This window comes from Candidatus Pelagibacter sp. HIMB1611, assembly GCF_052047715.1.
GTDB lineage: Bacteria > Pseudomonadota > Alphaproteobacteria > Pelagibacterales > Pelagibacteraceae > Pelagibacter.
The window spans coordinates 1,126,095-1,137,160 of the sequence record NZ_JBNAJM010000001.1; the positions used below are offsets into that span (position 1 = coordinate 1,126,095).

Here is an 11,066-nt window from a genome sequence, read left to right on the forward strand (position 1 = left end):
ATGAAAAAAGATTTACATAATCTTCCACTAAGAAGTGGAGTAGGAATTGTTGTGTTAAATAAAGAGAACAAAGTGTTTGTTGCCAAAAGAATAGATAACCCAAAAAATTTTTGGCAAATGCCTCAAGGTGGCGTAGATGAGGGTGAGGATTTTTTAAAAGCTGCTTACAGAGAACTTGAGGAAGAGACTAGCATTAAAAATGTTGAATTAGTAAAAGAATTAGATGGAACCATAACTTATGAACTTCCAGATAGATTGCTTGGTTTGATTTGGAAAGGAAAGTACAGAGGTCAAAAACAAAAATGGTTTTTAATGAGATTTGTTGGGTCAGATAGTGAAATAAATATCAAAACTAAACACCCTGAGTTTTTAGAGTGGAAATGGGTAGAGCTAGACAAAATCACAGACTTAGTGGTTGATTTTAAACTACACGTGTACAAAGAAGTTAAAGATAAAGTAAAAAAAATTCTTAATTAAGAGTTTTTAAAACTTCAATTTTTTGATCTACTAAATATTTAGCTTGATCATTAATATCTGACTTTCCTGCCTCTTCTTCAGCTTTTTTCAGTAAATCCTGTTGAACAGATTTATCCATATCAGACAAATTATAAATTGAGCTTGTTAGAATAGATAAATTATTATTTTTAAACTCTACTATACCATCCTCAACATAATAATTTTCATCACCAGATTTTGAACTTACTTTGATAATACCTGGTTTTAAAAATGAGATAATTGAAATATGATCTTTTAATATCCCCATTTCTCCCTCAAAAGCAGGTACTACTACTTCCGATACATCTTCTTTGATCAAAAAAGATTTTTCAGGATTTACTATCTCAATTTTAAATTCTTCGCTCATTAAGCTGCAGCTTCTTTTTCCATTTTTTGAGCTTTTTCAATAGCCTCTTCAATTGTACCGACCATGTAAAAAGCTGCTTCTGGCAAGTGATCATATTCACCCTTACAGATTGCATCAAATCCTTTGATTGTAGATTCGAGATCAACTAATTTTCCTGGTGAACCTGTAAATACTTCCGCAACAAAGAATGGTTGAGATAAAAATCTTTGAATCTTTCTTGCTCTTGCTACAACTAATTTATCTTCCTCAGATAATTCATCCATACCAAGGATAGCAATAATATCCTGAAGTGATTTATAAGATTGTAAAATTCTTTGTACATCTCTCGCAACTCTATAGTGCTCATCACCAACTATTCTTGGATCTAAAATTCTTGAAGTAGAATCTAATGGGTCTACTGCAGGATAAATACCAATTTCAGCTATTTGTCTTGAAAGTACAGTAGTAGCATCCAAGTGAGCAAATGATGTTGCGGGCGCTGGATCAGTCAAGTCATCAGCTGGAACATAAATCGCTTGCACAGAAGTAATTGATCCTTTGTTTGTAGTTGTAATTCTTTCTTGAAGATTACCCATATCAGTAGCTAATGTAGGCTGATATCCAACAGCTGAAGGAATTCTACCTAATAAAGCAGATACCTCTGAACCAGCTTGAGTAAATCTAAAAATATTATCAACGAAGAATAAAACGTCTTGTCCTTCTTGATCTCTAAAATATTCTGCAACTGTTAATCCAGTTAAAGCAACTCTTGCTCTTGCTCCTGGGGGTTCATTCATTTGTCCATAAACCAATGCAGCTTTAGAGCCAGGGCCATCTTGCTTGATTACTCCAGATTCCATCATCTCATGGTAAAGATCATTTCCTTCTCTAGTTCTTTCTCCAACTCCAGCAAAAACTGAAAATCCACCATGTGCTTTTGCAACGTTGTTAATCAATTCCATAATTAAAACTGTCTTACCAACACCAGCACCTCCAAATAGTCCAATTTTTCCTCCTTTGGCATATGGTGCTAATAAGTCGATAACTTTAATACCAGTAACTAATATTTCAGTTTCAGTTGATTGATCATTAAATTCAGGCGCAGCTCTGTGAATAGGCCAACTCTCTTTAGTTTTAACTTCACCTCTTTCGTCAATTGGCTCACCAATTACATTAATAATTCTACCTAGTGTTTCTGGTCCAACAGGTACCTGGATAGGAGCATTCGTATTTACAACTTCATCTCCTCTTTTTAATCCTTCAGTAGCATCCATTGCAATAGTTCTTACAGTAGTTTCTCCTAAGTGCTGAGCAACCTCTAAAACCAATCTATTGTCACCATTTTTACATTCTAATGCTGTTAAAATTTCCGGTAATTCTCCTTCAAATTTTACGTCTACTACCGCTCCAATAACTTGTGTGATTATTCCTTTGCTCATAATTATAAACTTTCTGCTCCTGATATGATTTCTATTAGTTCTTTAGTAATTGCTGCCTGACGACTTCTATTATATTCGATAGTAAGTTTGTCAACCATTTCACCTGCGTTTCGGGTTGCATTATCCATTGCACTCATTCTGGATCCTTGTTCGCTAGCTGAATTCTCTAACATTGCCTTAAATATTTGTGTTGAAATATTTTTTGGCAACAAATTGCTTAAAATTTCATCTTCATCTGGTTCAAATTCGTAACTTTCATCTGAACTATTTTCACTTCCCTCATCATTTAAAGGAATTATTTGTTGAGCCTGTGGGATTTGTGTAATTACATTTTTAAATTTATTGTAAAAAATTGTACAAACATCAAATTCACCTGCTTCAAATTTTTCAATAATAATTTTTCCTACTTTATCTGCATCAAAATAATTTGCATTTTTCGATTCTTTAAATGAAATATTTTCAATTATTTTGTCACCATAAATTCTCTTAAGCTGGTCATTGCCTTTTGAACCTACAGTGATAATTTTAAGCTCTTTATTCTCATCTAAAATTTTAGAAAAGTAACTTTTTGCTTTCTTAATTATGTTGGAATTAAACCCACCACATAGACCTCTATCTGATGTCATTACAACACAAAGATGAACTTTATCTTGTCCTGTACCAGCTAATAACTTTGGTGCATTTTCTTTATCTGAAATTCCACTAGAAAGGTTTAAAATTACATTGTTCATTTTTTCTGAATAAGGTCGTCCTTTTTCAGCACTTTCTTGTGCTTTTCTTAATTTTGCAGCTGCAACCATTTTCATAGCCTTAGTAATCTTTTGTGTAGATTTTACACTGGCTATTCTTTTTTTTAGGTCGTCTAAACTTGCCATATCAAATTAAGATTTAAGGGTTTCCTTTAATTGAGTAATCAGTTCAACTAATAACTTTTCTTTATCCTCTTCAAGTTTTCCTGAACTTTGAATCGACTCAATAATCTCAGGTTTTTCTGATTTACATTTCTCAATGATTTTACTTTCAAAACCTGCAACATCTTTTAAATCGATATCATCAAGATATCCTTTAACACCACAGAAAACCGAAATTACTTGTTCAGCAACTGTCATTGGAGAATATTGCTTTTGTTTTAAAAGCTCAGTTAATTTTGATCCTCTATTCAATAACTGCTGAGTAGAAGCATCTAAATCTGAACCAAATTGAGCAAATGCTGCCATTTCTCTATATTGAGCAAGCTCAAGTTTCATAGATCCTGAAACTTTTTTCATCGCTTTAGTTTGTGCAGATGAACCTACCCTTGAAACTGATAAACCAACGTTAATTGCAGGTCTTATTCCTTGGTTGAATAATTCAGTTTCTAAGAAAATCTGACCATCCGTAATTGAAATTACATTTGTTGGAATAAATGCAGATACGTCTCCACCTTGAGTTTCAATAATTGGAAGTGCTGTTAAAGATCCTCCGCCATGTTCATCACTCAATTTTGCAGCTCTTTCTAATAATCTACTATGTAAATAGAATACATCTCCTGGATAAGCCTCACGTCCTGGAGGTCTTCTAAGTAAAAGTGACATTTGTCTGTAAGCAACTGCTTGTTTTGATAAATCATCGTAAATAATCAACGCGTGCATTCCATTATCTCTGAAATATTCACCCATAGCACAACCAGTATATGGAGCTAAAAATTGAAGTGGTGCTGAGTCAGATGCTGTTGCTGCAACAATTGTTGTATATTCCATTGCACCAGCTTCCTCTAAAGTTTTTTGAATTTGTCTAACAGTTGATCTTTTCTGACCTACAGCAACATAAATACAATATAATTTTTGTTTTTCGTCACCTGATTCATTGATCTTTTTTTGGTTTATAATTGCGTCAACTGCAACGGCAGTTTTTCCTGTTTGTCTATCACCAATAATTAATTCCCTTTGTCCTCTTCCGATTGGAACCAAACTATCAATTGATTTTAAACCTGTTTGCATTGGTTCATTAACTGATTGTCTAGGGATAATTCCAGGAGCCTTAACCTCTACTCTGCTCTTTTGTACACTTTTATCTAATGCACCCTTGCCATCAATTGGGTTTCCCAAACCATCTACTACTCTACCTAGTAACTCTTTTCCAACTGGCGTATCAACAATTTTTCCAGTTCTTTTTACAACATCACCTTCTTTAACATTTCTGTCATCACCAAAAATTACAACACCAACGTTTTCGCTCTCTAAGTTTAGGGCCATACCTTTAGAGCCATCAGAAAATTCAACCATCTCTCCAGCCTGAACATTGTCAAGACCGTAAATTCTGGCAATACCATCACCAACTGATAAAACTTGACCTACCTCAGTAACCTCTGCTTTATCTCCAAAATTTTTTATTTGTTCTTTTAATATTTTTGTAACTTCTGAAGGATTTATTTCCATTTATGCCTCTATCATTCTATTTTCGATTTGTTGTAATTTACTTTTAATTGAGGTGTCAACCATAGTACTCCCTACCTGTACCACTAAACCTCCTATTAAACTTTCATCATGTTTGTAGTTTAATTTTATTTTTGAACTAAAGTTTTTAGTTAATTCTTCCGTAATTTGTTTAATTTCTTCATTAGATAATTGTTTAGCAGATCTTAATTCGGCTTTTAGCTCACCTCTTTTTACGGAACAGATCTCGATGAAACTTTTAAGAATTCTTTCTACAAAAAAGAACCTCCTTTTTTGAATTAAAAAACTTAAGAAATTTTTTAACAATTGATCAAATTTATAATTTTCTGAGATTGTATTAACTGCTTTTAATAAATCATTTTTGCTTGTAGTTGGATCTTTTATTAAATTTGAAAAATCTTGGCTTTGTTCTAACAATTTTAGAACTGAGAGTGACTGCTCTTCTATTTGGGATGTAACATTGCTTTCAGTAGATAATTCATAAAGCGCAAGTGAATACCTTTCTGCTGAAGTAATTGAAAATCCTGTGTCTTTGCTCAACTTGATACCTCTAAAATGTTGAAGATTATTTAAAAATCACGCTCTAATTAGCATATGACCTTTATGTCTTCAAGTGACTGATTGACGAAAAAGTCATCTTTTTTGGGCCTAATTGAAGTTAATTGGATCAACATCAACTGAAAGTTTTATTCCTTTAGAAAATTTGTATTTTGGAACTGATTTTGCAATAGCATTTTGTAGTTTCATAGATTTTGAACCTCTAATTAAAAATCTGACCCTAAAATTTCTTTTTAGTCTAAATATAGGAGCCTCAACTGGACCCAATATATTTCCCTCAATTTTATTTTCTAAATAATTTTTAAAGTCATAAGCCTCTTTTTCTAATTTTTTTTGATTTTCACCAGTCATAATCAGAGAAATAAATCTTTGATAAGGTGGAAGTTTATTTTTTTTTCTAATTTCTAGTTCTCTTTTTAAAAATATATCAGGATTTTTATTTGTAATTTCTAAAATCATATTTTTATTATTGTTGTAGGTTTGAAAATATACTGTTGCAGGTTTTCCTGTTCTTCCAGCTCTTCCTGATAACTGATGATATAACTGCAAATTTTTTTCAGCTCCTCTTAAATCATTTCCGTTAGCTGATAAATCAATATCAACAACAACAATACAATTTAAACTTGGAAAGTGAAATCCTTTAGAAATTAATTGTGTACCAACTAATATTTCAGTTTGATTATTTATAATTCTTTCTAATTTACTTGATGAGTCTTTTTTATTCATTGTATCACTTGAAAAAATTTCAACTTCCTTATTAGGAAATTTTTTTTTAACTTCCTCAGATATCCTCTCTACACCAGGTCCACTAAAGACAAAATTACATTCACCCTCTTTTGAGCAATCTCTTTTTAAATCAGTTTTAAAACCACAATAGTGACATAATAAATTATTTTTATTTTTATGATAAACAAGGTTGATAGTACAATTTGGACAAGAATAGCTAGTTAAACAATTTTTGCACAACGCATGAGGTGAAAAACCTCTTCTATTTAAAAAAAATAAAACCTGATCTTTTCTCTCAAGGTGAAAATTTACTTTTTCGATTATTTTATCTGATAACCACGATTGTTTTTCAAGTTTGGTTTTATTAAGATCTATAATTTCGTAATTTGGTAATGAAGCATTTTTATATCTCTCTGTAAGTCTTGATAAGGAATATTTTCCTTTTTGAATATTTTCAAAAGTTTCAATTGATGGAACGGCTGTAATTAAATTAACTGGTATATTTTCAAATGAAGCTCTAGAGATTGCCATATCTCGTGCATTATAAGTTACACCCTCATCTTGTTTGAATGATTGATCGTGCTCCTCATCTACAATTATCATACCTAGATTTTTAAAAGGTAAAAATAATGACGATCTTGCACCTATAATTGCTTTAACTTCTCCATTAGATATTCCACTCCAAATTAATTCTTTCTTTTTTTTTGAAACTCCTGAGTGCCACACTGCTGCGTTAAAACCAAAATATTCATTAAATTTTTTTTCAAATTGACCTGTTAAACCTATTTCAGGTAAAAGAATTAACCCCTGATAGCCTTGTTTTATAAGGTTTTTTAAAGCTTCAAAATATACAAGAGTTTTACCTGATCCTGTTGTCCCTTGTAATACGTGCACTCTAAAATTTTGGTTAGTGCTTACCATTTCTTCATATGCTTTGATTTGATCTTTGGTTAATTTTATAGATGTATTTTTAATCTCACTTTTAAAATTATTGTAAGAACTTAGCTCCTTATTTTCTATTGCATGACTACTTAACAAAATAAGCTTTAGAGCCATTCCTTTTGGAATAATATTGTACTCTGAAAACCAGTTTAAAAATTTAATAGTATTTTTTTTTAGAGGAGTCACATCTAACTTCCTCAAAACTTTTTTTATTTTAAATGTTTTGTTGCTATTTTTTTCAAATTCGTCCCAAACTACACCTGTAATTTTTGATTTGCCAAAAGGAACTTCCACATAGTCTCCTAATTTAAGATCAATACTACTTTCATAAGTAAATGGATGATCAAAAATATTAGGTAAAAGAATCGGAAATTTCATATTTTTATAATATGAAAAAAAATTAAGAGTGTATTGCTCTTTTTAAGAGCACTCTACAACTTTTATCTATCAAAATTTTTAAATTCAAAGTTTAGTTTTTCTTTCATTATCAAGAGCTGATGTGACAAAATTCATCAGCTCATCCATTGGCCACCATCGACATTATAAGTCTGTGATACAATGTAATCAGATTCTGAAGAAGCGAGAAAAACTGCCATACCAGTCAGGTCCGTTGGTACTGCAAAACGTCCGAAGGGAACATTTGAAGCAACTTCAGCTTTCTTTTGGCCAATTGCTTTACGCTCAAGTTTTGCGAACATAGAATCTACATGTTCCCAATGTTCACCATCTACTACACCAGGAGCAATGGCGTTAACATTAATGCCATGTTTGATCAAATTCAGACCTGCCGATTGGGTCATTGAAATAACAGCAGCTTTTGTTGAACAATAAACCAGTACAAGACTTTCGCCACGACGACCCGCTTGTGAAGCCATATTTATAATCTTTCCACCATGACCTTGTGTGATCATCTGTTTTGCGACTGCTTGCATGGTAAACAAGGTTCCTGAAACATTAACTGCATAAAGCTTTTCGTAGCTGGAGCGAGTGATATCGACTGTTTCAGCAGCATCAAAAAGAGCAGCATTATTAATTAGAACATCGATTTTGCCTGCTGTCTTCACGACTTGTGCCACCGCATCGTCAATGCTGGACTGATTACAAACGTCAAGCATTACTGCGTAAGCTGCATCACCAAGCTCCTTAGCTGTTTTTTGTGCTGCAGCAAGGTTTATATCTGCGATTGCAACACGAGCTCCTTCAGCAATATATCTCTCTGCGAAACCACGACCAATACCCCGCGCAGCACCTGTAATTATAGCTGATTTGCCCTCTAGTCTTTTCATATTAATCAAGACTAACAAATCCTGAACTTTCACTCAAGGAAGATAAAGAAGATAAAATTTATTTAAAGTTTATTTAATTTAATTATTTACTTTGATGCTAAAAGAAAATTTAGGTTTAAACAAATTATCCTATGGTTTAAGAGTGTATTGCTCTTTTATCTACTGATAATGCAGCTTCTTTAACTGCTTCAGAAAAAGTTGGATGCGCATGACATGTTCTTGCTATATCTTCTGAACTTGCACCAAATTCCATAGCTACACCTATTTCAGCAATTAACTCTCCTGCATGAGGGCCTATAATATGAGCTCCTAATACTTTGTCTGTTTGCTCATCTGCTAATATTTTTACAAATCCCTCAGCATCATCAATTGCTTTAGCTCTAGAATTTGCCATAAATGAAAATTTACCGACTTTATACTTTTGATTAAGTTCTTTTAATTGTTCTTCTGTTTTTCCTATAGATGCAACTTCTGGAGTAGTATACACAACACCAGGTATTGTATCATAATTAACATGTCCAGATTGTCCTGCAATATTTTCTGCAACTGCGATTCCTTCATCTTCAGCTTTATGAGCAAGCATTGGTCCAGATATTACATCACCAATAGCAAAAATATTTTCGACATTTGTTTTAAAAGTTTTGTCAGTTTTTATTCTTTTTCTTTCATCTAAATCAATTCCTACTGCATCTAAATTTAGTCCATCCGTATTTGGCTTTCTACCAACAGAAATTAACACCACATCACATTCAAAATTGTTTTTATTGCCATCTTTATCTACTGTTGAAACAACTGCTCCGTTGTTATTTTTCTGAATTGTTTCAACTTTGTTTTGCATATTAAATTTAATGCCTTGTTTTTTTAAAATTTTCATAAACTCAGATGAAATTTCTTTATCCATTCCAGGTGTAATATGATCTAAGAATTCTACGACCTGAACTTCTGAACCTAATCTTGACCAAACTGAACCCATCTCTAAACCAATGTAGCCACCTCCAACCACGACCATTTTATTTGGTACTTTTTCTAATTTTAAGGCCCCTGTAGAGGAAACAATTACTTTTTCATCAATATCAATTCCAGGTAATGAAACTGGCACAGATCCGGTTGCTATTACTGTTTTTTCTGACTCAATGATTGTCTCATTATTCTTGTCATCTTTAATTGAGATTTGGTTTTTTGATTTAAAACTTCCGTGACCTTTAAAATAAGTAACTTTGTTTTTTTTTAAAAGAAATTCAACACCTTTGGTCAATATTGTTACAGCTTTATCTTTGCTTTTCATCATCTTTTCAAGATTAAGTTTCACCTCACCTATCTCGATACCCTTATTGGATAAATTTTTTACTTTATGAAATTCTTCAGAAAGATTTAATAAACTTTTTGAGGGTATGCAGCCAACATTTAAGCAAGTTCCTCCTAGTGAACCCCTAGACTCTATACATGCTGTTTTTAAACCTAATTGTGCAAGCCTAATTGCACAAACATAACCACCAGGCCCTCCTCCAATAACTACAGCTTGAAATTTTTCTGACATTTAAATATCCAAAAATAATCTTCTAGGATCTTCTAGATTTTCTTTAATCATTTTTAAGAAAGAAACAGATTCTTTACCATCAATAATTCTGTGATCATAAGAAAGAGCTAAATACATGATAGGTCTTATTTTTATTTCACCTTCTACTACCACTGGTCGCTCTACAATGTTGTGCATGCCTAGAACACCAGATTGGGGTAAGTTTAGAATTGGAGTTGATAACATTGAACCATACACTCCACCATTACTGATGGTAAATGTTCCTCCTTGTAGATCTTCAATTGTTAGTTTTCCATCTCTAGCCTTTTCAGAAATATCTTTGATATTTTTTTCAATATCTGCAAATGAAAGCTCATCTGCATTTCTTAAAACTGGAACAACTAAACCTTTATCCGTACCTACAGCAAAACTAATATTATAATAGTTTTTATATATAATTTCATCGCCATCAATTTCAGCATTAACAGCAGGGAAATGTTTCAAGGCCACCACACATGCTTTAACAAAGAATGACATGAAGCCTAATTTAATTCCATATCTACTTTGAAAGTCTTGTTGATTTTCTTTTCTCATTTCCATAATATTTGTCATGTCAACTTCATTAAAAGTTGTAAGTAATGCAGCGTTTTCTTGAGCTTGTTTTAATCTCTTAGCAATTGTCTGTCTTAATCTGGTCATTTTAATTCGTTCTTCTTGACCATATTGAATTTTTCTCTCTGATGGTTTTGGATTTGCTCCCATTAAACCAATTAAATCTCCTTTTAAAACCTGACCATTTTTTCCTGAACCTTGAACAGAACCGATATCAATATTATTTTCAGTAACAATTTTTCTGACTGCAGGAGACAAAGTTTCATTTCTATTCTCTCTTACTGGTTCTGGGTTTGGTGCTACTTCCTCTGTCAAAACTAAGGGTTTAGGTTTTTGAATTTCTGTTTTTTTATCTTCAAAAATTTCTGGTTCTTTTTTATTTGTATCTAATTTTATTACATTATTTTCAGGAGGAGTTTCTTCTACTTTTTTAGGTTCCTCTTTCTTTTCAGTTGGTGTCACTTTTGCTGCGCCATTTTCTGAAACAGAACCTAATAATGCTCCAACTTCTACTGTAGAACCATCTTGTGAATTAATTTCTGTTAAAACACCAGTTATTGGTGATGGAACTTCTAAATTAACTTTATCAGTTTCAAGTTCTACAATTGGTTCATCAGCTTCAACCGTATCTCCAGCTTTTTTTAACCATTTTGCAACTGTTGCCTCTGTAATACTTTCACCAAGTACTGGAACTACTATTTTTTCACTCAT

10 protein-coding genes are annotated in these 11,066 nt (G+C 32.4%); 1 reads left to right on the forward strand and 9 read right to left on the reverse strand.

From position 1 onward, the window contains the following. Positions 1-477, forward strand: coding sequence for an RNA pyrophosphohydrolase (locus tag ACTTAS_RS06080; RefSeq protein WP_262589883.1), 477 nt, complete (start codon positions 1-3; stop codon positions 475-477). On the opposite strand, the gene atpC is transcribed toward ACTTAS_RS06080, so the two are convergent. The 9 genes from atpC to odhB form a co-directional block, all read right to left on the reverse strand. Beyond that, positions 470-862, reverse strand: coding sequence for an ATP synthase F1 subunit epsilon (gene atpC / locus ACTTAS_RS06085; protein WP_440678712.1), 393 nt, complete (start codon positions 860-862; stop codon positions 470-472). The two genes, ACTTAS_RS06080 and atpC, sit on opposite strands and share 8 nt — an antisense overlap. After that, positions 862-2,280: a F0F1 ATP synthase subunit beta gene (gene atpD / locus ACTTAS_RS06090; protein WP_262589885.1), complete on the reverse strand. Its 1,419-nt coding sequence runs from the start codon at positions 2,278-2,280 to the stop codon at positions 862-864. The genes atpC and atpD overlap by 1 nt, the downstream gene beginning before the upstream one ends. Before the next feature lie 2 nt (positions 2,281-2,282). Next, a complete protein-coding gene (locus ACTTAS_RS06095) occupies positions 2,283-3,155 on the reverse strand; it encodes a F0F1 ATP synthase subunit gamma (RefSeq protein WP_075506072.1) in 873 nt (290 codons plus the stop codon). Between the two features lie 6 nt (positions 3,156-3,161). Then, on the reverse strand, positions 3,162-4,697 hold the full coding sequence (atpA, locus tag ACTTAS_RS06100; protein ID WP_262589886.1) for a F0F1 ATP synthase subunit alpha: 1,536 nt from the start codon (positions 4,695-4,697) through the stop codon (positions 3,162-3,164). After that, entirely contained in the window at positions 4,698-5,255 is a 558-nt protein-coding gene (gene atpH, locus ACTTAS_RS06105; protein ID WP_440678713.1) for an ATP synthase F1 subunit delta, read from the reverse strand. It abuts the gene before it with no gap. 108 nt (positions 5,256-5,363) lie between these two features. Further along, a complete protein-coding gene (priA, locus tag ACTTAS_RS06110; protein WP_440678714.1) occupies positions 5,364-7,319 on the reverse strand; it encodes a replication restart helicase PriA in 1,956 nt (651 codons plus the stop codon). Positions 7,320-7,453: 134 nt separating this feature from the next. After that, entirely contained in the window at positions 7,454-8,227 is a 774-nt protein-coding gene (locus tag ACTTAS_RS06115; protein ID WP_440678715.1) for an L-iditol 2-dehydrogenase, read from the reverse strand. A gap of 136 nt (positions 8,228-8,363) precedes the next feature. Then, a complete protein-coding gene (gene lpdA / locus ACTTAS_RS06120) occupies positions 8,364-9,764 on the reverse strand; it encodes a dihydrolipoyl dehydrogenase (RefSeq protein WP_440678716.1) in 1,401 nt (466 codons plus the stop codon). Continuing rightward, the gene (odhB, locus tag ACTTAS_RS06125; protein WP_440678717.1) at positions 9,765-11,066 is read right to left on the reverse strand and encodes a 2-oxoglutarate dehydrogenase complex dihydrolipoyllysine-residue succinyltransferase; all 1,302 of its coding nucleotides are present in this window, start codon (positions 11,064-11,066) and stop codon (positions 9,765-9,767) included. It lies immediately after the preceding gene.